Annotated in this window: 1 protein-coding gene; it reads right to left on the minus strand. The window is 73.4% G+C overall.

The features are described 5' to 3' along the window. Positions 1 to 66: 66 nt before the first annotated feature. Positions 67 to 1,785 (minus strand): AMP-binding protein, encoded by a 1,719-nt coding sequence (locus tag HR086_RS46455; RefSeq protein ID WP_141646314.1) that lies wholly within the window; start codon positions 1,783 to 1,785, stop codon positions 67 to 69. Between the last annotated feature and the right edge of the window lie 143 nt (positions 1,786 to 1,928).

A 1,928-nucleotide genomic window follows, 5' to 3' on the forward strand; every position in this document is an offset into this window, starting at 1 on the left:
GGGAGGGGGCGGGGTCGGCCAGGACGCGTCGCCAGGGAACGCGGGCGCGTCCGCCGCGTACGCGCGCTAGCGGGAGCGCTCGTCGTCGCCGGGGCCCCGGACGCTCTCGCGAGCGCGGCCCCTCAGCGCGGTGAGGGCCTGGAACACGGGGTCCGACGACTTCTGGTGGAGCGCGCCCGTGAGGTACTGGGAGCGGCACCACTCCGCGTTGACCTGTCCGTCCTTCGTCCTGTGCGGGAGGAGGGGGAACAGCTCGATGCGGTCCGGGAGGTGCTCGGCGCCCAGCCGCAGCTCGAGCCGGCGGCGAATCTCCAGGCGTCGGTTGCCCGCCTCCTGCGTGAAGCGCTCCGCGTCCTCGGTTCCCGTGAAGACGAGCAGGACGTGAGGTGTGTGCTGCGCGGTGCCTCCCGACGCGGCGATGCTGACGCAGGCCCCCTGGCAGAACGGCAGGTCGGCGAGCGCCTCCACGACTTCCGTTGATGGGTAGATGCGGCCGTCGCGGCGGACGTCGCGCGTTCCGGCGTAGAGGAATTGCTCGCGCTGGCGGGTGAGGATGACGTGGCCGGGGGGACGGTCCTTGTCCGGCAGCGGTGTGAAGACGCCCACGTCGCCCGCGGCCTCCTGGCCACTCAGGTTGAGGTCCTTCAACGTCCAGGGGCGCCCGGGTGCGGGGGCGATGGCCGCGTTCAGCTCGCCGATGCGGCGGGGCGACGCGAGCACCACGCCACCCTCCGACGCGTCGATGAGCACCAGCGCGTGGGGCACCCTGGTCAGCTCCGACTGTCGCACCCACTCCCGCCAGGCCTCCCAGTCATGGAGGGCATCGACGGAGCGGAACCAGTGCCCCACGCCCTTGAGGGGCCCGGAGCGGGCGCGCGTCAGCGTGTCTCGGAGGGCCGGAGAGACGCCGAGCGCTCGCGGCGGGTGCTCGAGCAGCAGGCCGGGGGTGCGCTCCAGGTCCGCGGGCTCCAGGTGGAGGAAGGTCGCGCCCCTCAGCAGCGAGGCGAAGAGCAGGGCGGGCTGGTGCTGGAGGAAGTGGAGGCCGGGCGCCGCGAGCACGTCGCCCGCGCCCAGGCCGAAGGTGAGCAGCCCGTCGCACAGCGCGCCGGTCCACGCGCGCTCGGCGCTGAGGGGCACGGGGGTGTCCGGCGGGTCGACTCGCGGCGAGAACAGCAGGGCCACCGTGTCGGCGGGGCGGTACGTGTGGGAGGCGAACGAGGGCGCCGCGTCCCCTCGGGAGCGCAGCAGGAGGTTCTCGAAGCCCTTGATGAGCGGCGCCTGGTGGGCCTCCGCGGAGATGTGCTGGGGCTCCAGGAGCGCGAGCCTCCGCGACAGGAACAGGGGCCCGGTGGGCGGCAGGACGCTGATGCACGCGCCCAGCTTCAACGCGGCCATGAGCGAGACGAGCAGCTCCTGTCCCAGCGGATGGACGAGGGCGACCTTCACGCCCGGCTTGACGCCCTGGGCGGCCCACTCCGTGGCGCGGCGGGACGCACGCTCGCCCAGCTCCCGGTAGCCCAGGGCCTGCCATCCTCGAGCGGAGTCCCAGGCGCGAAAGGCCGCAGCGCCGGAGTCCGCGTGGCGGACGACCAGGTCGTGGAAGAAGTCGTGGTGCTGGCCCGGGCGGCTCTTCGGCGCGGGGCCACCCCGGCCCGCGTGGTGGGTGGCGAGCGCGGCGATGAAGCCCTCCGAGTCACTCCAGCTCTCCTTCAGCCAGGTGGGGAGCCCTCCATCGGAGGAGGCGGCTTCGGACTGGCGAAGGATTTCCCGGAGGTCGAAGGGCATGGTGGCTTTCTCCCGGCGAGTCTATCCGACGGGGGGACGGGTGCGTCGGCCCCCGACAGCAAGAGTCGGGCCGGTATGGGCCTCGGATTTCGGGTGGAACCGTCCGGGTGGGGGGATGTCGGGGCTCGGGGGAACCCCTTACG

This window comes from Myxococcus sp. CA039A (genome assembly GCF_013336645.1).
In the GTDB taxonomy this organism is placed as follows: domain Bacteria; phylum Myxococcota; class Myxococcia; order Myxococcales; family Myxococcaceae; genus Myxococcus; species Myxococcus llanfairpwllgwyngyllgogerychwyrndrobwllllantysiliogogogochensis.